The sequence below is a fragment of the Paraburkholderia sp. SIMBA_027 genome (assembly GCF_046535315.1).
In the GTDB taxonomy this organism is placed as follows: domain Bacteria; phylum Pseudomonadota; class Gammaproteobacteria; order Burkholderiales; family Burkholderiaceae; genus Paraburkholderia; species Paraburkholderia tropica.
Genome location: NZ_JAWRWY010000146.1, coordinates 1 through 399 on the forward strand (window position 1 = coordinate 1; position 399 = coordinate 399).

1 protein-coding gene is annotated in these 399 nt (G+C 33.1%); it reads left to right on the forward strand.

Annotated features, from left to right (window positions below):
* The coding region (locus tag SB764_RS38520) for a hypothetical protein (RefSeq protein WP_410866537.1) at nt 1–294 on the forward strand (294 nt) is incomplete at its 5' end.
* Between the last annotated feature and the right edge of the window lie 105 nt (nt 295–399).

Genomic DNA, 399 nt, shown 5'->3' on the forward strand with positions numbered 1-399 from the left:
GCTGAAGACGAATGTAAAAACTTTGAAGGTATGATAATTAGTTTGAATGGACTTACTGAAGGACTACTAACCTATCAGGAACTGTACAACAGTAACTTAATTTTCCACCCAAATTGCCAACATAAGTTACACCTAGTAAAGATTGAAAACTTACCAGCTAAAGTCGTAGAGAAGCATAATCAGAAGGTAGCTTCCCTGAAGCATAAAAACCTTAAAAAGAAAATTCTACCGTTAGATGAAATAAAAGTACCTGATAAAGATGCGGTAAAATCTCATAATTTCCTAGCTATGTAGAACTTTAACGCTTCTAAACATGGTATATAATAGCGAATTGTTAAACAGTACTGACATTAGTACTGGTATTAGTACTGTTGTTGGTACTATTACTAGTATTGTGAT